The sequence below is a fragment of the Thalassobacillus devorans MSP14 genome (assembly GCF_000496835.1).
GTDB lineage: Bacteria > Bacillota > Bacilli > Bacillales > Halobacillaceae > Thalassobacillus > Thalassobacillus devorans_B.
Genome location: NZ_KI543237.1, coordinates 945,391 through 965,116 on the forward strand (window position 1 = coordinate 945,391; position 19,726 = coordinate 965,116).

General features: G+C 42.7%; 20 protein-coding genes. 7 read left to right on the plus strand and 13 right to left on the minus strand.

Annotated elements, in window-relative coordinates; translation table 11 throughout:
* Positions 1–723: 723 nt before the first annotated feature.
* Complete coding sequence (locus tag P855_RS0114825; RefSeq protein ID WP_028784305.1) at positions 724–1,611, minus strand: vanadium-dependent haloperoxidase; 888 nt, start codon at positions 1,609–1,611, stop codon at positions 724–726.
* A 142-nt stretch (positions 1,612–1,753) separates the two neighbouring features.
* Between P855_RS0114825 and P855_RS0114830 the strand changes: the two genes are divergently transcribed.
* A complete protein-coding gene (locus P855_RS0114830; protein ID WP_028784306.1) occupies positions 1,754–2,464 on the plus strand; it encodes a nucleotidyltransferase domain-containing protein in 711 nt (236 codons plus the stop codon).
* 185 nt (positions 2,465–2,649) lie between these two features.
* Here P855_RS0114830 and P855_RS0114835 read toward each other — a convergent pair whose 3' ends face one another.
* The gene (locus P855_RS0114835; protein WP_028784307.1) at positions 2,650–3,480 is read right to left on the minus strand and encodes an STAS domain-containing protein; all 831 of its coding nucleotides are present in this window, start codon (positions 3,478–3,480) and stop codon (positions 2,650–2,652) included.
* A gap of 163 nt (positions 3,481–3,643) precedes the next feature.
* Here P855_RS0114835 and P855_RS0114840 point away from each other — a divergent pair, with 163 nt between their 5' ends.
* The gene (locus P855_RS0114840) at positions 3,644–4,093 is read left to right on the plus strand and encodes a hypothetical protein (RefSeq protein WP_028784308.1); all 450 of its coding nucleotides are present in this window, start codon (positions 3,644–3,646) and stop codon (positions 4,091–4,093) included.
* 9 nt (positions 4,094–4,102) lie between these two features.
* On the opposite strand, the gene P855_RS0114845 is transcribed toward P855_RS0114840, so the two are convergent.
* Positions 4,103–4,501: an HIT family protein gene (locus P855_RS0114845; protein ID WP_028784309.1), complete on the minus strand. Its 399-nt coding sequence runs from the start codon at positions 4,499–4,501 to the stop codon at positions 4,103–4,105.
* A gap of 297 nt (positions 4,502–4,798) precedes the next feature.
* On the minus strand, positions 4,799–5,557 hold the full coding sequence (locus P855_RS0114850; protein ID WP_028784310.1) for a TrmB family transcriptional regulator: 759 nt from the start codon (positions 5,555–5,557) through the stop codon (positions 4,799–4,801).
* A 135-nt stretch (positions 5,558–5,692) separates the two neighbouring features.
* Here P855_RS0114850 and P855_RS0114855 point away from each other — a divergent pair, with 135 nt between their 5' ends.
* Together P855_RS0114855 and P855_RS22665 are read left to right on the plus strand one after the other, a co-directional pair.
* On the plus strand, positions 5,693–6,850 hold the full coding sequence (locus P855_RS0114855) for an MFS transporter (protein ID WP_028784311.1): 1,158 nt from the start codon (positions 5,693–5,695) through the stop codon (positions 6,848–6,850).
* Between the two features lie 126 nt (positions 6,851–6,976).
* Positions 6,977–7,570, plus strand: a complete 594-nt coding sequence (locus P855_RS22665; RefSeq protein ID WP_268744494.1) for a peroxiredoxin — start codon at positions 6,977–6,979, stop codon at positions 7,568–7,570.
* Positions 7,571–7,676: 106 nt separating this feature from the next.
* Here P855_RS22665 and nagE read toward each other — a convergent pair whose 3' ends face one another.
* The 5 genes from nagE to P855_RS0114890 form a co-directional block, all read right to left on the minus strand.
* On the minus strand, positions 7,677–9,611 hold the full coding sequence (nagE, locus tag P855_RS0114870) for an N-acetylglucosamine-specific PTS transporter subunit IIBC (protein WP_028784313.1): 1,935 nt from the start codon (positions 9,609–9,611) through the stop codon (positions 7,677–7,679).
* Positions 9,612–9,818: 207 nt separating this feature from the next.
* Positions 9,819–11,558 carry an aminodeoxychorismate synthase component I gene (pabB, locus tag P855_RS0114875; protein WP_028784314.1) on the minus strand — a complete coding sequence of 580 codons (1,740 nt, stop codon included), beginning with the start codon at positions 11,556–11,558 and terminating at the stop codon, positions 9,819–9,821.
* A 1-nt stretch (position 11,559) separates the two neighbouring features.
* A complete protein-coding gene (locus P855_RS0114880; RefSeq protein WP_028784315.1) occupies positions 11,560–12,162 on the minus strand; it encodes an anthranilate synthase component II in 603 nt (200 codons plus the stop codon).
* A gap of 114 nt (positions 12,163–12,276) precedes the next feature.
* A complete protein-coding gene (locus P855_RS0114885; RefSeq protein WP_028784316.1) occupies positions 12,277–12,459 on the minus strand; it encodes a YjzC family protein in 183 nt (60 codons plus the stop codon).
* A gap of 123 nt (positions 12,460–12,582) precedes the next feature.
* The gene (locus tag P855_RS0114890; protein WP_028784317.1) at positions 12,583–12,960 is read right to left on the minus strand and encodes a DUF2512 family protein; all 378 of its coding nucleotides are present in this window, start codon (positions 12,958–12,960) and stop codon (positions 12,583–12,585) included.
* A gap of 328 nt (positions 12,961–13,288) precedes the next feature.
* On the opposite strand from P855_RS0114890, the gene P855_RS0114895 reads away from it, so the two are divergent.
* The 3 genes from P855_RS0114895 to P855_RS0114905 all read left to right on the plus strand — a co-directional run bounded on the left by P855_RS0114895 (position 13,289) and on the right by P855_RS0114905 (position 16,566).
* Complete coding sequence (locus tag P855_RS0114895; protein WP_028784318.1) at positions 13,289–14,401, plus strand: M14 family zinc carboxypeptidase; 1,113 nt, start codon at positions 13,289–13,291, stop codon at positions 14,399–14,401.
* Between the two features lie 261 nt (positions 14,402–14,662).
* On the plus strand, positions 14,663–16,039 hold the full coding sequence (locus P855_RS21100; RefSeq protein ID WP_037986093.1) for a M28 family peptidase: 1,377 nt from the start codon (positions 14,663–14,665) through the stop codon (positions 16,037–16,039).
* Positions 16,040–16,278: 239 nt separating this feature from the next.
* A complete protein-coding gene (locus P855_RS0114905) occupies positions 16,279–16,566 on the plus strand; it encodes a hypothetical protein (protein ID WP_028784319.1) in 288 nt (95 codons plus the stop codon).
* Positions 16,567–16,785: 219 nt separating this feature from the next.
* Here the strand turns inward: P855_RS0114905 and P855_RS22765 are convergent, their stop codons facing one another.
* The 4 genes from P855_RS22765 to P855_RS0114920 all read right to left on the minus strand — a co-directional run bounded on the left by P855_RS22765 (position 16,786) and on the right by P855_RS0114920 (position 19,654).
* Positions 16,786–16,863 (minus strand): putative holin-like toxin, encoded by a 78-nt coding sequence (locus P855_RS22765; RefSeq protein ID WP_419177281.1) that lies wholly within the window; start codon positions 16,861–16,863, stop codon positions 16,786–16,788.
* Positions 16,864–16,980: 117 nt separating this feature from the next.
* Entirely contained in the window at positions 16,981–18,027 is a 1,047-nt protein-coding gene (locus P855_RS0114910) for an ATP synthase subunit B (RefSeq protein WP_028784320.1), read from the minus strand.
* A gap of 454 nt (positions 18,028–18,481) precedes the next feature.
* Entirely contained in the window at positions 18,482–18,724 is a 243-nt protein-coding gene (locus tag P855_RS0114915; RefSeq protein ID WP_028784321.1) for a hypothetical protein, read from the minus strand.
* A gap of 105 nt (positions 18,725–18,829) precedes the next feature.
* On the minus strand, positions 18,830–19,654 hold the full coding sequence (locus P855_RS0114920; RefSeq protein ID WP_028784322.1) for an aldo/keto reductase: 825 nt from the start codon (positions 19,652–19,654) through the stop codon (positions 18,830–18,832).
* Between the last annotated feature and the right edge of the window lie 72 nt (positions 19,655–19,726).

Genomic DNA, 19,726 nt, shown 5'->3' on the forward strand with positions numbered 1-19,726 from the left:
TATAATGATTCCTTGATAAGTTCCATTTTAAAAACTAAGCTTTAAACTTCCGTGTTGCAATTACATATAAGCTCCCTTTTATGGAAGACTCAGTTTCGAGAGAAACTGTTTCCGTTACGGTGGTGAGCGTTTGGAGGTCCGGGAAATCACTCGCTTTCCATGGGCGGACGGTGAGCTTCCTCAGGCTAAAGCCCTGCGGGATCTCACCATGTCCTATCCTCCCATAGGACTTTGACTAAGCTTCCTGAATAAACACCGCACGAAGAAAATGCGTAGCATTTTCGAGGAGTCTCGCAATTTCCCGGCCCTCCTTACGTCTATAAGAGAAACGAAAACATTGGCAGGCAGAGTCATCCAACCATACTAATAGCTACAAAGAGGCCTTGTTTGGCGGTGAATTTGGAAGATATCTTCATGTACGGCAGGGGTTCGTTTCTCCCATCCTTCGGATGGGGTGGTTGGGAAACTGCGAGACTCCCGCGGGAGAAGGAGCTAGGCAAGATCCCACAGGGCGATAGCCCGAGGAAGCTTGCCAGGTCCCCCGCAGGAAAGCGAGTAGTTTCCAAGCCACCCCGGACTCTTTTTTAGTAAAGAACCCCCTTTTCTCTTGAAACTGAGTCTTCCATAATCCGGTCATTTAATTGAATAAGCTTTTATGAAAAATCAACCACAACATTTAAAAGATACATAATTAAAAAAGGGCAGTTTGCCTGCCCTCGTCAACTAGATAAATAATTTAGGAGATGATGTGTTCACCTCTTGCTCTATGCTCTTGTCATCTATTAGTAAAGAATTACAATTTTGGTCATATTCAAAAGGGATTGCCTGTTCATATGGTGGAGGTATAAGCGGAGCATGCCTGTTCTCTCGATAAGGAGTGTCAATTCTCTCTCCTTGTCGGTCTCTTTCCCTCCTTAATTGTTCGACTACAATGCCACCAATTTGACGCCCAAGCTTTAATCCCTGTTCATTATCCACCGGAAAATGAACCCCTGCATATAGACGCGATTTCGCATCTTCTTCAGCCAGCTGACGGAGTCGTCTTTTTTCAGCAGGAAAGAAATAAGATAAAATCACTTCAGCAGCTCCTGATACTGTTGCATGACCGGAAGGATACGTTGGGTGCTCGGGGGTACAAATGACTGTCGCAAGCTGATCATCCAGCTGATTCGGACGGGCGACAAGCCACTTATATTTTAAATACCAGGTTACTACCAGAGCATCACTCAGGCCCGCAAACAAAGCCCCTAAAATCCTGCCGGCTCGTGGCGCTTCTACGTTATAAGTGTCGATCAGCCGGTCGGCAATAGGAGTCCATTGTTTAGAAGGCGGCCCGGACCCCCAATACTTAGCAATCATTATTTCTTCTTCTGTTAGGTTAGCCAGGGTACGTTTCACTATTCTTAACTGGTGGTCCCACCGGATCCGCTCCGGTTTTTCCACCTCAAAAAGAACCGGGCTGCCATCTAATGTTTCAAAACCGTCCGTACCAATTCGTAAAAAATAAGTGTTCCAGGAACCGGCATACGGCTCAACCCCCTTCTTAGGAGGAGTATTTTCCCCAGCATAAGGAAGATCCGTCCATAATGGGTAGGGCTTAAATTTCGTCATTCAGTTCACCTCGATTCATTCATTCTTCTAATCAGGTTATGTAATGATCAGCTCGGGATATAGGCTTTCTTCCTGATAAATGTAAATTAACGCTTTTTTTTTGTATGAATAACATAATCACAGGAATAGGAGGGGATGGAAAGTGAATGATTATATAACCCGAACCGCTGCCCGGTTTATTGAAGACTACTTTCCCGATGCGCTGGTTGTATTTATCGGGGGCAGTATAGTGGAAGGAAATATTACATCAGAATCAGACATTGACCTTGTTATTATTGACAATAAAGAGCCCTCTTCGTCATTAGAATGCCATGTGTATGAGGGATGGAAAATCGAATCCTTTCTTTATCATCCCAGCTCCGTCAGTGTTCATTTTGAAGCGGCAAAATATAAAGGACTTCCAACCCTGGTAAAGATGTGTGGGGAAGGCAAACAAATTGCTGGCGATCAAACGGAAGGGAGTAAAATCAAAGCCGAAGCACAGCGAATTTACAAAGAAGGTCCGTCCGCCTGGACACAGCAGCAAATCGATCATGCACGATACACAATCACCGATTTGTTATCCGATTTCAGGAGTGCTGCTAATTTTGAGGAAGAGGTCTTTATCCTGCAGGAGTTAATCGATTGCTTATCCGAACTCATTCTAAGGGGTAACCAACAATGGATCGGTTGGGGAAAATGGTATGCCAGGGCGATCAGAAGCTTTGATCCCGGGTTAGCCAGGCGAATAACAGCAGCGCTAGAAACATTTATCATTAAAAAGGAGAAAGAGGAGCTTTGCAAACTTGTTCAGGAACAACTCGAACCTTTCGGCGGTGAGAAGTTTTACGGTTACCGGGAAGAACACTTATGAGTGAAAAACGGTGTAGGAGTTATAACTTTCTCCTTTTAGGAAAGCTTAGCTTATCACCAGGTACTTATAGCTAAAGCTATAGGATTTACTTATACTTTAACACTTTACCAAAGTTAAAACTTTCTTAAGTACAAAAAAACTGCCCCACCCAGAATAACAGGGTGCGGCAGTTTTTCAATCATGCATCAGGGTTTTACGACGTACTCCTCCAACGCCTGCTGCAAATTCCCTTTAATTTCAGCCTTATCACCAAAGTCAATTTCCCCGTGAACTATATTTCTTACAATGGCTGCGCTCATTCCTGTAATGACTGACTTACAACCCATCATAGAGATGCCATCTAACATTTTCATCAAATAATGACTGATTTCCTTCTCCATTTCAGCCACACCAGAAAGATCAATGATCAATGTTTGAATATGTAACCTCCCTACTTCGATGAGCACTTTTTCCTCAATCGTTTGATAACGGTCTTCATCAATTTCCCCAATTAAAGGAAGAATACAGACATTGGATTGGATAGGAATAATCGGTACAGAAAGATTCTTCACCAATTTTCTTTGTGATTCGAGCAGTTTATCTTTATATTCGGAAAAGCTAAGAAAGAACCAGTTGAGGAATTTATCAATCTGGTCGTTAATTCGTTCCTCCGTTTGATAGAAGGCTTCCCTGTTTGCAGGCGTTTCACTCAATCGTTCATATTCATAGAGGAAGTTCCATATCGTTCTACGGATCGCCTGTACCCATTCCAGTTTGAATGAGAGGGTGAGCGAGTGTTTTGCCCAAATGACTCCTTCCTGTTTAGCAAAAGCTACCACTTCTTCTTCTTCCTGCTTGACAACGTGCAGGGTCAATTTATGGGCATTTTCCAATAAATCGATATTTCCTTTCAGCATAATACTTTGGATTTTATCTCTTACATTGACAGCTTCATTCAATAGGTTCTCCTCGAACTTATCATGATTGGCGGCAATGAAATCTGTGATTTCCTGACCTTCTTCATACGTAAAACCCACACGAACCCCTCCTTTTGGTTAACAGCTTAACCTGCTACCATTTGTAAATATCTGTTAATAACGTATTTATAGTATTAATATATACCATTTTATCAAATTAAAGCTTCTTTTTTAAATTATTAGCGGGCACACTGGTTACACTAAGTGAAAAAGAGGTGTAGCTATGTGGATGAATGTCCTGTTGGGTCTGCTTATTCCCTGGGGAATACTCATTTACCTATTTATGAAAAGCCCTTTACTGGTCATACTTATGTATCCTTTAGGTGTCACGATAGCCTTTGTTGCCAATGATTGGGGGTTCGATCTGGTTTGGGAAGTGAAACCTATTTATAACAATCCGTCCTTATCTGCGATTCCCATCAGTTTAGGTTACTTTCCTATGGTTACCAGCATATTTGCCTATGTAAGAGAGAAGACACTGATAGACATATGGACGCTCATCTTATCTTTTTCCCTCCTTACCACTTTCATTGAATTCCTGGTCCTATGGTCAGGCAAGATTCATTATTATAATGGATGGAATATTCTTTGGACATACGTTACTTATTTAGCTGGTTTTATAGTGGTTCATGTCTATGTAAATATATTAAAAAAGTATCATACGCCATTATGACCCTTCCTACTATCGAAGCTTTTGCCGCTTATTTTCCGACTGCTTCAACCAGTATCGGATTCCTTTGTAAGCATAAGGTTCATCAGCAAAGCGAGGGATCACATGGAGATGGGCATGAGGAATGGACTGCCCCCCAGCTTCTCCTGTATTCCACCCGACACTGTATCCATCCGGCGAATGAGTCTCCTCTAACAGCCTTTTGGCTTGCAGCAGCAGAGATCTCGTATCCTTCCATTCTTCCTCCGTCAGTTCAAAAACATTCTGATGATGCGCTTTCGGGATAATCAGTCCGCTCCCTTCCAGCACGGTTTGTTCTGACTTCTTTTGTATATAATAGCACGTGGCATTTTCCAGAATAATTTGTTGATCTCCATCTTCAACGATGTTGCAAAACAAACATTCTCTCATTTTATTTATCCTCCTATTTTACATAATTCTATTCGAATGACCATGTTTCCTTATTTTTTTACAAATTTTGAATATTTGTAAGTTCTTTTGGGTCATTTACTTTTTCGCTTTTATGTATTAACGTGTAATTGAAAGGGTGACCTCCCTTTTGTATATTTCACTTTCCCATGCCCTCTGTATAAAGGAGGGCACTTTTTTTATGACAAGATTTTGGCATCCTGGTGGTGTTTCATGCAGGTTAAAGAGCATACTCTGCTGGAAGTAACAACTCAGCGGAACAGCAAGCTACATTTACCATCAGTACCTTAACTTCAATAATACCTTTTTTATTTCCTCGTCTTTCATGATGGTATCTTTATATTTTTGAGTAATTTCTGTCAACGCCACATCATGATAGAAAAACTCCGTAAAGAATTTGACTAACGGGCCGGATTGGGTTCGTATTGCCTGCCACCTTGAACCTTCTACACCTGCAAACAACATTTCTTCTTCGTCTATTATCACGATTCTGCTGCGTTCCAGTGCCTCATGATGGGTATCAGGAATTAATGTGGAAACCCCCGGTATAATCGTTTTCACTTCTCCGATTACATGGATATTTACGACAAGACCAGCCTGGTACTTATCCTCTAATAAATTCAGGTTTGCGGAGATATCATCCGCCCACCCTGAAATAAAAATAGATTGCTCCGCCCGTTGCAATAGGTCCTGTAACACGGACTGGATCGATTGATCTTCTTTCAATGTCCAGACACGGTCATCTTTCGGTGCCTGTTTGCTTTTCGCTTCCCTTAACTGTTCAATATTCGCCTCAAAATCAGCTTTCAGTTTCTGAATCGTCGTTTCGATAGGAAGGGCAGTATAAAGCCGCTTCTTACCGGTAGTCGATTCTAAGATCATCCCTTTTTCACTTAAACGATGAAGCACTTCATATATTTTGGCACGCGGCACTCCGGATTGTTTGACGATCGTTGTAGCATCAAGGGGCTGATCGACGGTGATCAACGAATGATAAACTTGACTTTCATATTGAGTGAAACCAAACTGCTGCAGCATAGTTACAAGCTCCTTGCTTACTATATTATTGCTTTCATCATAGCACAGAAAAATAAGGATGTAATTTTCAATTGTCTTTCCTCTCTAATATAGTTACTATTGTAGTGGTAACAAAAAGAAAGGACGTCTTTTATTATGGATAAACGCGTATATTTATTGACTATCGTCTCTTTTATCGTCGGTATGGTTGAACTCATTATTGGCGGTATTTTAGATTTAGTAGCAACAAGCCTGCAGGTGAGCCTTGGCCAGGCTGGTCTGCTTATCACTATTTTTTCACTTGTCTATGCAATAGCAGCGCCTATTCTTTTAACAGCAACGGCGAAAGTAGAAAGAAAGCGCCTCACTTTGATTGCTCTGTCCATTTTCTTGTTCGGAAATATCATTGCAGTCATCAGTCCGTCCTACCTGATATTACTACTGGCACGAATCATATCAGCGGCAAGTGGTTCTTTACTGGTCGTGCTGTGTGTCACGCTGGCTTCTAATATTGTGGAAGAAAAATATCGCGCCCGTGCAATCGGAATCGTATTTATGGGGGTCAGTGCCTCTCTTGTATTAGGAGTACCAGTTGGTTTGATGCTTGGTAATGCATTTGGCTGGAGAGCACCATTTGCCCTGATCACTGTTTTGACAGTAGTGTCCATGCTGGGGGTTTACTTCTTCATGGGTAAAATCGAACCAAGGCCGGCCATTCCGATCAAGCAACAACTGGCAACTTTGAAAAACCGCCGGATTCTTTTTGCGCAAATGACCTCATTTTTATTTTTGACAGGGCACTTAGCGCTTTATGGTTATTTGACACCATTCTTAAAGATGACCATGGGCTTAAATGGCACGTGGGTCAGTATCGTCTACCTGATTTTTGGTGTAGCTGCTGTGATTGGCGGCGGTTTCGGCGGCATGCTGGCCGACCGCTTCGGAACAAAACCGACAATCGTTGGAATTATCATTACCTTTGCGTTCTCTATGTTCGTTATCCCTTTCACCACCTTTTCACTTCCAATTTTTCTAGTCGTCATGGTGGTTTGGAGCATGCTTAGCTGGGCAATTACGCCTGCAATGCAAAGCTATTTGATTGAATCGTCCCCTGAAACCTCAGATATCCAGCAGAGCCTGAACAATTCAGCACTTCACTTCGGTATCGCGTTTGGATCTTTTATCGGAGGTATCGTCATTGAGCAGGCTTCTGTAGAGTATAATGCAACTATCGGGGGGTTCTTCATCATCATTGCCCTTGCAGCAGCAGTATTCTCGATGGCTAAACAAACGAAACCCGCTCTTTCCCACTAATAAAAATGCCAGCCACCGAACCCCAGTGGCTGGCATTTTCATTCACCAGCTGCCTTCTCCACTTTGTTCATGAATAAGCCGCCCATTGAATATGATGTAAAAAACGCTGTGAAGCGAGGTGAAATGATGGATTTGTCCATAAATGACTTCAATGACTGTGACCTGCCATTTTGTGCTCAGACGAATGACACAGCTCCCTCCTTCCAGGCGGAAGCCTATGATAACACCACCAAAAAAATCATTCCGATCAACTTGGAAAACTACCGGGGCAAATGGGTAGTGCTGTTTACCTTTGTATGACCGACAGAATTAGCAGCGGTCGCTGCTATTCATCCCCATTTAAAACAATTGAATACAGAAGTGTTAGCCATCAGCACCGATAGTGTATACGCTCATAAAATATTTACAGAAACATCGCCATCTGCTTCCCTGGTCACATTCCCCCTTGTAAGTGACCGGACGCATATCATCAGTAAAGCATACAGGGCCTTCAATCCAAAAACGGGAGCCGCTTTTCGCGTCACCACTATTATTGACCCGGAAGGCGTAATATCTGCCAAGCTGGTCAACCCGCCAGAGGTCGGCCGTAACGTACCAGAGATTTTGCGTTTGTTACAAGGAATACAATATGGAAGAAGAACAGGCGAAGGCGTCCCGGCAAATTGGATGCCAGGACAGCCGGGAATCAAGCGGGACCCCAATATGATTGGTAAAATATAAATACTTGAGGTTTATTCCTCTTTCGATGCCCAGATAATTTTAGAAGGATATAGACCGTAAAAATAAAAGCCGGGATTCCCAAAAATGGGAGACCCGGCTTTTTGACTTAACTTAAAATGTTTCTTTCGTTGATGTTGACATCTTTGGCTTCTGTAACAGATACTTTTTCCCCTTCGTTTAAATTAGTAAATACGATGGGTGAAATCGTAGATGGTACATTCGCTTTCAAATAGTCAAGATCTGCCTGTAACAGCTTATCGCCTTTTTTGACGCGTTGTCCATCTGACACGTACGCTTCGAACCCTTTCCCTTCAAGCTTCACCGTATCAAGTCCTACGTGGACTAAAATTTCATGGCCGCTGTCTGCCTTGATCCCAATCGCGTGCTTTGTCGGGAATACATTGATGATTTCCCCATCCACCGGAGAAACGAATAACCCATCTACAGGATCGATGGCAAAGCCTTCACCCATCATTTTTTGAGCAAACACTTCATCAGGGACTTCACTCAAATTCATCAATTTCCCTTTTGCTGGAGAAACAATATCCGCTTTATTCAATGGAGGCAACCCAGTGCTTCCATCAGTCTTTGAGTCCTCCTGCACCACTTCTCCACCAGGATGCTGCATATCATTGCTATCCATCCGTTTACGCATTGCTTCTGCAAGGAAATCGACCGTCGTACCGACGATGACGTGCAAGTTGGTTTTATTCAGCTTCATGACACCATTGGCGCCCTGGCGCTTCAATGCTTTTTCATCTACCGCTTCCATATCATCCACTTGGAGACGTAGACGTGTGGCGCAATAGTCCAATGTTTTAATATTGTCCGGTCCTCCCAATGCAGTCAGATAATGATAGGCTTTTGCATCATAATCTCTTCCTTTACCACTAGAAGGCTGGCCGACTTGCTGAGTTTCTTCCGCAAGCTGTTCGTCTTCATCTTCCCTTCCTGGTGTTTTCAGATCTAGTTTTACAATCAGGAAGTAGAATACAACAAAGTAAATGCCCGCAAACACTAACCCTTGAACGAACAGCATGATCGGTTTATCTGCGATACCGAAATTCAATAAATAATCAATGAACCCCGCCGAGAACCCGAACCCATGCCTAATATCGAGCCATAAGGAAACCATCATGGACAGCGCAGTCAATGCTGCGTGAACTACATAAAGCAACGGGGACAGGAACATGAAAGAAAATTCAATTGGTTCTGTAACACCGGTCAGGAATGATGTAACAGCTATACTGAACAACATCCCCCCAACTGCTGCTCGGCGATGCTTTTTCGCTGCGGCATACATGGCAAGACAGGCAGCAGGCAGTCCGAACATCATGATCGGGAAGAAACCGGCCAGGAAGCTTCCGGCACTTGGGTCTCCCGCCAGAAACCTGCTGATTTCCCCACGAACCGCTTCATCAGCGCCTGGTGGCATATAAGAACCGAAATCAAACCATACGACAGTATTGATAACGTGGTGCAGACCTATTGGTATCAATAGTCGGTTGAAGAAACCGTAAGCACCTACGCCGAGCGCTCCCGCACCAAGCATCCATTCTCCTAATCCATTGATAGCTGCCTGAATAGGCGGCCAAATGAAACCGAAAACACCGGATAATAATACCATCACAACAGCAGTGATAATCGGTACAAACCTTTTTCCCCCAAAGAAGGAAAGCCAATCAGGGAGCTGGGTCTGATAAAAACGATTGTATAAAAGACCAGCTACAATCCCAGCTATGATACCTCCAAACACTCCCATGCTTAAATCATCACCAAACGACTCTACCCCACCTGTAAGGACGAGGTATCCTACTGCCCCTGATAACGCCGCACCCCCGCTGCCGTCTTTGGCGAAGCCCATGGCTACACCAATAGCAAAAATCAGCGGAAGGTTAGCTAATATCCCATTACCAGCCTCAGCTACAAACTTGATGGCCAGCATGTCATCCGCGCCCAGCCGTACAAGCAGTGCGGCTGCCGGAAGCATCGCGATCGGGAACATCAAAGACTTACCGATACGTTGCAAAAATGCTAACATTTCTTTTCCTCCCTTTTATGTATTTGAACAATTGAAACCGCTTAATTTAATTATAACATCGGCTTATATAGACGTATAGACCAGAGAGACAGGTTTATGCTCGTCTATAAATATATAATTAGGCGCCCATCGAAAAATTCCTTCCTTTTTCAAAAAAGGATGGCATAAAAAAAAGACACGATACATTTCGTGTCTTCAGCTGCCATATTATTGGTTGATCTGTACGGGAACCCAGCATCGCACACCATTAATCAGCCAGACCGCATCAGCATGCCATAAGTCTTCTTTTTTAATTACTTGTTCTTTGATTTGCGATTTTTGCAGTAATTCCCGACGATATGTTCCGGCAAGCAGACCAGATTCTACAGGCGGGGTCAGAAATTTTCCATCCTGCTCTAAAACGATATTGCCAATTGTAAACTCTGTAAGCTCTTCCTCTTCATTCCAGAGAAGCACCGCGAACACTCCCTCAGGAGCTGATCGGGTATGTTTTTCATATACTTCACGATGAGTCGTCTTATGATATAAAAAAGGGTCCTGCCTGTCGACTGGAGCTTGTGCAAGTGAACAAACTACCTTATCGATTGGACGTATAGTTGTCGCCTCCACTGTAGCATCACCGGACTTGTCCGTCAGCAGCCGAACTTTGAAGGCTCCCCTTGGGTTGTCAGCAGCGATATGTTCCAATCCTTGCGATACTTGTTCGATATCCATGGCAAATCCAAAATAACGCGCTGAGGACATGAGCCGGTCGATATGCAGCTGGTAAAGGGGGTAGCGGCCGTCTTGCAATTTCATTGATTCCAGCAGCTGAAATGTCTTTCTTTTTTCCTTTAACAGCCGGGCTTTTGCCATCAGTTCCTCATATTCCCCTTCAATTGTAGAATCCCATGTCACACCGCCTCCGGCACCGTAAGTCGCTGTATCCTCTTTTGTATCCAGTAACACTGTTCTGATTGGAACATTAAATACCGCTTCCCTGTCAGGGGTAATGAAGCCGATAGCTCCACAGTAAACATGCCGAGGGGATTTTTCCAATTCGTAAATGTAATTCATCGTGCTGATTTTCGGGGCACCTGTAATGGAGCCACATGGAAACAGAGCATGAAACCAATCTAAAATGGTGGTGGCCGGCTCCAATTCTGCCTCAATGGTCGAGGTCATTTGGTGAACGGTCGGATAGGATTCAATTTCGAATAAATCAGGCACCTTTACCGTCCCGGGCTTAGCAATTCTTCCAATATCATTGCGCAGCAAATCAACGATCATAAGATTCTCTGCCCGGTCCTTTTCAGAAGTATAAAGCCTATGCTTAAGTCGCTCGTCTTCTTCCAAATTTCTTCCACGCTTTGCTGTCCCTTTCATCGGCTTGGTTCTAATTATTCCATTACTGACCTGAAAAAAGAGCTCGGGAGATGCAGATAAAATCCGGTACCTCCCTACATTTAAATAGGCGGAGTAGTCAGACTGCTGGTTTTCCTTCAATTGTCGATAAAAAGAATAATCGTTTCCTTGAAACCCCGCCGTCAGCCTTGCTGTATAGTTGACCTGGTAGGTATCTCCTGCTTCAATTGCGTGTTTTATCTGCAGAATCCCGTTCTGATATTCTTCCTGGGTCGTATCGAGTGTCCAGTCAGAAATTTGATACCCGGAAAGATGCTCAGTCCGGGAATTTGATTCGACAGGATTTTCAAAAATGCCAAACCAGACAAGTGGGAATCCTACTTTTGTGTGGTGTACTTGATATATTGAATCGAAGCCACCTGCTGCTTCATAAGAGACAAATCCTGCTGCATAAAACCCTTCTTGGACGGCAGCTTCTATTTTTTGAAAAGCTGCTGAAATTTCATGAGGATGATAAACCTCAATCACCTGGACAGGATCTGCAAAACAAATCGGCTTGTCACTGCATGTTTCGGTAAAATCAAATTGTAAGAATGGTTCCATATCACACCTCTTTCTGTATCGAGCTCATGGTCCAACGTTTAGCGTTACAGTAAACATTTGCAAGCATTTGCATGCCAGCTTCTGACATGATGGATTCCGGATGAAATTGGAGGCCTTCCACGGGATATTTCTTATGCCGGACCCCCATCACTGTACCGTCCTCAGTATATGCTGTCACTTTCAAACATGCCGGCATGGTGCTCCGTTCCGCTATTAAAGAATGATAGCGTGTCACCGAAGCAGGGGAAAGTATACCTTCGAATACACCCAGCTGATCATGGATGATAGAACTTATTTTCCCGTGCATCGGCTTTTTACCCTTAATGACTTCCCCGCCAAAAAATTTAACGATAGCCTGATGTCCCAGACAAACACCTAAAATCGGAATCGTGGTGTGAAACGCTTCCAATACCTTCTGGCTTGTCAAAGCGTCTTCGGGATTTCCAGGACCGGGAGAAAGTACAATCAAGTCCGGGTGAATCCGGGTAATTTCCCGAGGAGAAATTTCATGGGTCTGATAAACACGCACTTGATTGTCCAACTGCCGAAAATACTGCACCAGATTATATGTAAAAGAATCGTAGTTATCAATGACTACAATCAACTTGTCCACCACTTTCTATAGTTATACGCACCTTTCTATTATAACCCCGGGTGAATCGATGTCTCAAACCTAAAAAAACTCAAGAGCATTCAACTACTCTTGAGAGGGTACAGGTTATTTAATTTTGACCCAATAGGCAGGCTTCCCACTTGCTGGCGCCGCCGGAAATTCTTCATCTTGCGCTATTCGTATCACCTTATTCTCCTGTTCCTGCGAAAAGCCTTCTACAAGACTGTCAAACCTGTATTGTCCCGTTTCACTAGCCTTATCACCAGTTTGATAACGCTTTTCAGACATTTCATTCACCTCCATAAGGGTATTTGCTATTTAAGGGTATTTTTACTGGATCCCCACTTTTGTAAACGTCCCAAGGGTAAATATTACGACCCTGGGGACGGGAGTTACCAGATACCTCACGCCTTAGTATTTATGATTTTCAAAAGGGTATTTAAGATGGAGAACAATCCTGGCTATATATTTGTGAAAATAATATTCACCGATAACCATGACAAATGCAACTATTGCCCCGGAAATAATAAATGATACCGAACTGTCAACCATCACGTTTCCAAGCAGCCATGTCACGAGAAAGATCATCGCAAAGTCAACCAGCGTCGCTACGTTATTACCGGCTTTAGGGAATACTTTCAGATCACCTAATGGATAGGAAAGCGCAACAATAGCGGCAGTTATGATAAGGACCTTTCCCAAGGTCATGTGAGATCCTACACCAAGGATTAAGAACACAGCTGCAAAGGTCATTGCACTTTTAATCCCTATCGCTTTAAGATGTTCCATTATCGACCTCCTCGATATTTTCTCTATGTAATTTTTACCTATACCCCCCTTCTAACAAACACATTCTTACAAAAGGTTAAAAATATGTAAAATCTTATAAGAGATTGTAGTATCCTCGTAATTTCGTATCAAGTTTTAATCACTTAGAAGGATATCTCACAGCTTCCTTTAGTTTAAGGAAGAGATTTTTTTACAGTGCTTTAGTTAGATAGAGATAGGAAAATAGAATCCCATAAATGGTAGTATTTTTAAAAAATCAGAGAAAATCTCATAGCAATGTTAATTAATCTGCTATAATTTTACTAATTTACATGAAGGAGGAATTTCTTTGAAAAAAATTATCGGCCTGTTAATGATGATCGGTATGTTGCTCGCCTTCCCTATTCAACCAAGTGTGTATGCGGAATCTGACACGGTTCCTGGAGGACCATCTACGGAAGGGAAAACTAACATCAACAGTATCATTACATACGAAGAAATGATTAAAAAGCTCAAAACCATTAAAGCGACCAGTAAAGGAAATATAGAAGTCTTCACACTGGATGACTATGGTACATCTGAAAGTGGCAACAGTATTTATGTTGCTAAAGCCGGTAATGGCGATAAAAAGATCTGGGTGCAAGCTCAAATTCACGGAGATGAAAAGCTTACAACAGAAGCAGCGTTGCAACTATTAAAAACCTTCGCAAGTAATGGTTCTTCTGATATCGAGACCATCCTCAAAGAATCTACCATCTATGTTATTCCAATGTATAACCCGGACGGATCGATCCTGAATAAACGACAAACCTATCTAGCAGACCAGAACAGATATGTGGATTTGAACCGGGACTGGGCAGAAGATAAATTCGAAGCGAAAGAATCAAGGGTCGTTTACGAGTACTGGACAGATTTGAAACCTGACTTTGCAGTGGACTTGCATCACCAGGGGTTCAAGACTGTCTATGGGACCAACGAATCTACTTCATTTTCACTGGGGATCTCCCTAGCTCCTGACGGTCCGACACTTCCTGGCATCAAAGACGGTTTGTATAATACCATCACGAAACAGATGCAGGCATATGTGTACGATTCGATGATAGATTATGGCTATACGCACATCGACCAATATCAGGTCGGCGGTGGAGATGAAAAGTATTTCATTGACATCAGAGGTGGGGTTGTCTCCGCTATGATGCTGGGGACGAACTATAATAACCTTAATGAGGACGGACATAGCAACCCGGCTATATTCTTTGAAACAAAAGGTAATACCAGAGAAGGAAATCTTGGTCAGAAATCAAATGGTTATTTAACAAAACAGAACTACCAGGCACTGAAATCATTGCTCTACGGAATTGCTACCGGTGAAATCTATGATGTCGATCCAGACCACTGGAATGATATCCCCGCCTATCCAAGTGCAGGTTATTTAACAGATTATGAAACCAGCGGTTATTAAACGAGAATCTCCCGGTTAATTCCGGGAGTTTTTCATATGCTTCAAGTTTCTCCCGTGACATTTGGCCCCTACTAGAGACTAAGTTTTAATTTTTCGATCAGCTTCTACACCCTTTTTGATTAATCGACAAATTTTTCAGGACAAAAGTAACAAATCCGGCAACTAATTCCCTTTTTATGGAATTTAAGAAATTTACTTACAATTCAAAAAATAGGATAATGACCTTGTCTAGTAATCTATTAGAACAAGGGAGGATATTTTATGTACCGTAAAACATTAACCGCTATTCTAGCAGCCGGACTGGCTTTAAGCTCAGGGATGTTACCGGCAGAAGCTGAAAACCACGTTTCAAATGAACAATCGGATCATGCCTTCGATAATAAGGTCATCAAGAAAATCGATTCAGAAAACATGTATCAGCACATCGAAGTATTATCACAGCAGCCGCGTGAAGCCGGCACAGATGGTGAATGGCAAGGAGTCCAATACATCAAAGAGCAATTTGAAAGCTTTGGATATGAAACAGAAATTCAGCCATTTGAATTCAATAAAGGATTCGAACGCGGAACTCCGTCCATTGCATTGAACGGGAACGATTTTGCTGGAGATGTCCATACGTTCACAGGTTCGGTCAATGCTGAAGTCGAAGCGCCACTGGTCTATGTCGGACTCGCTTCTGCAGGTGAAGTTGGTGACGAAGTAGCAGGAAAAATCGCTTTGATTGAGCGAGGTGAAATTTCTTTTTACGATAAGATTCAAAATGTCATGGACAAAGGTGCTGTAGGTGTCATTATGTTCAACCGGGAAGGAACCACGGGCAACCAATTCGGCGGGATTTATGAAGGACAAGACATCCCGGCAGTTGCTATTACTCGTGAAGCCGGGCTGGAATTAGTCGATCGTCTAGCCACGGAAGAAGTAACAGCAACCGTTTCTGTCGAGGGTGCCAGCTATATTAAAGGGACAAGTCATAATGTCATTGCTAAAAAGAAACCACACCCTAATAAAGATAACGGACAAATTGTCATGGTCGGGGCCCACCACGATTCGGTAAGTGTTGGTCCTGGAGCTAACGACGATGCTTCCGGTGTGGCTGCAGTTTTAGAGTTAGCCAGAGTCATGGCAAACACTCCTACGGATACCGAGCTTCGATTTGCTACGTATGGTGCCGAAGAAAAAGGTTTGGTCGGTTCCTATAACTATGCTTACTCTCTAAGTGATGAAGAAGTACAAAATATCGTTGGCCATTTCCAGCTTGATATGGTAGGAAGCCGTGATGCTGGAGAATTGATCATGTTCACTCCAGACGGAGAAAAGAACCTGGTGACCGACTATGGTGCTGCAGCTGGTGCCCGTGTCTCTGAAACTGTTCCATACGGGCAGCTTGGCCGCAGTGACCATGTTCCATTCTTTGAACGAGGCATCCCGGCAGCATTATTCATTCATGCTCCACTTGAACCTTGGTACCACGGGCCAGAAGATACGATCGATAAAATCAGCAAAGAAAAACTACAGGATGTTGGGGAAATTGTAGGAGCAGCAGTTTACCAGATTGCGAGACCGGATACCCCAGCGTTAGAGAATGCCAACGTTGCTCCAGGACCAGTAGAATATGACTTCGATGACCGCCCTCTTTAATTTGAAACTTTAATAAAATTATTGCTGAGGTTGGAAACCAGATAGACAGGATAAATCTATTTATCACCTATTGTTTGAGTAACCTTGCATTATAATCGGACTAGAAAGAGTAGCCTTTAAATGAGGGCTGCTTTTTCTTTACTTAGAAGGAAATCAAGTAATGAATTTGTCATTTAACAATTAAATCAAACTTTGATAAAGTATAGAAAAGTATACGCTTACTCAAAAGGAGGGTTACTTTGACACAGCTTTTCACCGCATTTATAGCAGCTATTTTGATAATTACAGCCTTTTTTATAAACAGATATTTTGCCAGAAAAGGCGAAATAACCAACAGCATGGTCTACCCTTCGATTGTGGTTGGGGGGAGCCTTGGTCTGATGATCGGAATAATTGGCAAAGGGTCACTGTCAGGGATCATTCTCACCATGGCGATCTTATCCTTGATCGTGTTCATCCAGATGTTTGTCATTCATCGTATTTCCAAACTGATTGGACCGATGAAAAAAGAAAAACAAAATAACTAACAAGGAGCCAGCTTATTTTATAAGAGCTGGCCTTTTGCTTCTCTTAGTTGAACCAAGGATTAATAGCAATTTATCCTTCTTCCCCGTCTCTTCCAGATATAGTAATGTCGACAGCTGTCCACTGCTGAGCATATTACAAAATCAGTGTTTAGATGTATGGTGTAAAATATTATTTTTGGCAAAAAAATAACACGCCGGCTAAGCGTGCCAAGAGGGTTATCACTTGTCGAACTTTAGGACAGCGATTACAAACATGCCAAAGCTTAACATCAACGTCAGTACTTCAAAGGTGTTCATCTTTTATCGCCTCCTTATGTAAAGCCTTCCCAAACATATGTTTGTCCTATTCAATTTTTCTTAAAAAAAGAAAATTCCACTTAAAAAGCCCCCCTTATCAGGAGGGAGGCGATTTAATCAATGAATTTTACCGACATAGGTGAGTTCTTTTACTTCTTTTGCATCATTTGCACCATCCAAAATCTTTCGAACATCAATTAACGTTTCTTTTAAAGTTACCGTTTCTCCTTTTTGCCCGGTGAATGCTTCCGCGACGTAAAATGGCTGCGTTAAATAGGCTTCCAGCAACTCTCCCCGCTTATAGAGAGGGGCTTCTGTTTCGGGTAAGCTGTCTATCCCTTTTACGTTGACGATCGCACGCAGTTCACGGTACCTGCGCAGTAATTTTTGAGCACGCTGCTGTATGGTTAGATGTGTTTGATCGAGATGTGCGCCTTCTAATACAGAGGAGGTTGAATAGATCGGGTTGACGGCAGGAAACATATGTCTGGCAGCTAAGTCAGCATCAAATTGTAACAGGGTTTCTAAAGGGCCATAAGGTAAATCTTCATCTACCACTTCACCTTTTAAATCAACTAAGAAAGTGGTAACTGAGTCAACGCCTATATTTTGAAGACGTTCCTGTAAATCTTGAATATCCCCCATAAGGACGCGGGAACGGTCAGCGGCAAAAACAACCTCGGTCTTATTTGAAAGCTTTGCTATATACTCATATGCTTCATCAATCGAGTGAAACGTATGATCGATATACGCGGAAATGTCATCTACTTCCGGATGTTTACCTTCAGGCTCCAATAAAATAGTTTGATACCCTTGTTGTTTCAAGCGATGAAAAACCTCAGCTAATATTACAAGCTGCCCCATTCCAGGCCTCGCTACCAACCCTATCGTCCCACTTTTCGTCAACGGAGCAAATAAATCCAACGCCTTGATACCCGTTTCTATCATTTCTACCTTCTCCCCTCTGATAATCAATTCATCGAGACTACATTCCGCTAATGAAGCCAAAGCGACAAGAGTCCGCACTTCTGCTCTTCCTACAGGGATTTTCCCTGTACTAAGGTTGGAAACCGTAGCAGGTCTTAACCCCACCGATTTGGCCGCACTTGTTAAATTAGGGACCCGCCGCCTCAGCAAAGCAACATTCAATCGTAAATCTTCCACCAAACTCACCTCCTGTTACTTTTAACAGTAATTTATTTTACTCAACAAAGCAATATAAAATTACGTTGAAACGTAATTATTTTTTCGCATCACAAAAGCGCAAGCGCCTTGCTCACCCCCGACAAGCTTAAGACAAGCCTCGCCGTGACTTTCTTTGTACTTTTAGTCAAATCAAGTTTAATAAAGGTTTAAAGTATAAGTAAAACTAAGACTTTCGCCATACACCCTTGGCGATAAGCCAAGTTTTTCTAATCACAGAGAGGATTGACTTAAGACCTCGAGGGGGTAGGCGCTGGCCGATGAAAACGCCACGTCCTGTGGCGACATCGGCACTAGCACGTCCTGTGCGTCGGAGCTGGATGGCTCCCACCGCCTAAAGTTATTCACAAAGAGAACATTTTATAATTTCCTAGCCCTCACAAAAAAAAGAACGGTCTTTATCGACCGTTCTCTCTTAAGCTTCTACATTTTCCGGTTTGGTTAATATAATACCGATTAATGCGCCTATACTGATTATTCCGCCTATGATCATTACCAGACTTCCTGTCTCCCCATTAATCACAAAAGTGCCGAACAAGGATATCGCGATACTAACAAGAGAAATCGTATAGAATGTGGCAACAATCTTTGATTTTTTTACATAACCAGTAAAGCCTAAAGTTCCTATTAATGTGAGTATCACTGCCACAAAAATCATGGGGCTACATCCTTTCCTCGCTTAAATGGTTTTCTTGTTGTTATGTTTTCCCCGGAAAGTCAGTTCTCATGCTTTGCTTATCCTTTTCATCTAACAGACATTGATCTATCGAACATTCATTTCAGACGGCTTAGGACCTTTTCGGTCGTTACGGTCTAAGGAATCGATTTTTTCCACATCTTCCTTGTCCAATTCAAAATCAAATACGTCAAAGTTCTCCTCAATACGAGACGGGGTCACTGATTTAGGAATGACGATTGTGTTGTTTTGTAAGTGCCAGCGGATAATTACTTGAGCAGGACTTTTGCCGTGCTTTTCGGCTATTGTTTTGACCGTTTCATTCCCAAGTACTTCCCCACCCTGCATCAATGGACTCCAGGCTTCTACGTAAATGCCATGCTGCTTACAAAAGTCTTTCATTTCATTTTGTGCAAGGTATGGATGGCACTCGACCTGATTTAATACTGGTGTCACTTCACATTCATCCAGGAGACGCTGCAGGTGGTCGATGTCAAAATTACATACACCGATTGCTTTTACACGTCCATCATGATACAACTTTTCCAAGGCCTTATACGTCTCTACGTAGTCATCGAACTCTGGTGTCGGCCAATGAATCAAATATAAGTCTACATATTCAAGCCCGAGCTTTTCCAAGCTTTCCTCGAAAGCTTTTAAGGTGTTTTCATAGCCTTGATCGGAGTTCCATACTTTTGTCGTAATAAAAAGCTCCTCGCGTGGTAAACCACTTTCCTGGATGGCTTTCCCAACTCCGCGTTCATTTCCGTAGATGGCAGCGGTATCAATAGAGCTATAACCTGTTTCCAAGGCTTTTTTTACTGCTGGAACAGCTTCTTCATCTTCTACTTGCCATACTCCAAAGCCAAGCTGCGGCATAGTGATACCATTATGTAAAGTTACTTTCTGCATCGAAAACACTCCTTTATTTGTAATAACTGTATTTTATCATAAGAGAATAGGGTAAGACCTAAATAAGCAATT

Bases quoted from the DNA above. Each gene is read 5' to 3' on its own strand.
- P855_RS0114825 (WP_028784305.1), bottom strand. From the start codon at position 1,611: ATGACGAAATTTAAGCCCTACCCATTATGGACGGATCTTCCTTATGCT.
- P855_RS0114840 (WP_028784308.1), top strand. From the start codon at position 3,644: ATGTGGATGAATGTCCTGTTGGGTCTGCTTATTCCCTGGGGAATACTC.
- P855_RS0114845 (WP_028784309.1), bottom strand. From the start codon at position 4,501: ATGAGAGAATGTTTGTTTTGCAACATCGTTGAAGATGGAGATCAACAA.
- P855_RS0114850 (WP_028784310.1), bottom strand. From the start codon at position 5,557: ATGCTGCAGCAGTTTGGTTTCACTCAATATGAAAGTCAAGTTTATCAT.
- P855_RS0114855 (WP_028784311.1), top strand. From the start codon at position 5,693: ATGGATAAACGCGTATATTTATTGACTATCGTCTCTTTTATCGTCGGT.
- nagE (WP_028784313.1), bottom strand. From the start codon at position 9,611: ATGTTAGCATTTTTGCAACGTATCGGTAAGTCTTTGATGTTCCCGATC.
- pabB (WP_028784314.1), bottom strand. From the start codon at position 11,558: ATGGAACCATTCTTACAATTTGATTTTACCGAAACATGCAGTGACAAG.
- P855_RS0114885 (WP_028784316.1), bottom strand. From the start codon at position 12,459: ATGTCTGAAAAGCGTTATCAAACTGGTGATAAGGCTAGTGAAACGGGA.
- P855_RS0114890 (WP_028784317.1), bottom strand. From the start codon at position 12,960: ATGGAACATCTTAAAGCGATAGGGATTAAAAGTGCAATGACCTTTGCA.
- P855_RS21100 (WP_037986093.1), top strand. From the start codon at position 14,663: ATGTACCGTAAAACATTAACCGCTATTCTAGCAGCCGGACTGGCTTTA.
- P855_RS22765 (WP_419177281.1), bottom strand. From the start codon at position 16,863: ATGAACACCTTTGAAGTACTGACGTTGATGTTAAGCTTTGGCATGTTT.
- P855_RS0114915 (WP_028784321.1), bottom strand. From the start codon at position 18,724: ATGATTTTTGTGGCAGTGATACTCACATTAATAGGAACTTTAGGCTTT.
- P855_RS0114920 (WP_028784322.1), bottom strand. From the start codon at position 19,654: ATGCAGAAAGTAACTTTACATAATGGTATCACTATGCCGCAGCTTGGC.